1 protein-coding gene is annotated in these 229 nt (G+C 65.1%); it reads left to right on the plus strand.

Annotated elements, in window-relative coordinates; translation table 11 throughout:
• Window positions 1-229 (plus strand): BCCT family transporter (locus R0J88_RS24155; RefSeq protein WP_410901479.1); only part of this gene is annotated, 229 nt, incomplete at both ends.

Here is a 229-nt window from a genome sequence, read left to right on the forward strand (position 1 = left end):
CTGGGGCCAGACCATTCCGAGCCTGATTTCAGCTACGGCTCCTGGTTCGCGATGCTGTTTTCCGCGGGCATGGGCATCGGCCTGATGTTCTACGGCGTCGCCGAGCCTGTCTTCCACTTCACTGCGCCTCCGGTCGGCGATGCCGGCACCGTCGAGGCCGCCCGTGAAGCCATGAAGACCACCTTCTTCCACTGGGGCATCCACGCCTGGGGCGTCTATGCCGTGGTGG

Origin of the sequence: Pseudoalteromonas sp. SIMBA_162 (assembly GCF_046535955.1) — a bacterium.
GTDB classification, from domain to species: Bacteria; Pseudomonadota; Gammaproteobacteria; order Enterobacterales; family Alteromonadaceae; genus Pseudoalteromonas; species Pseudoalteromonas marina.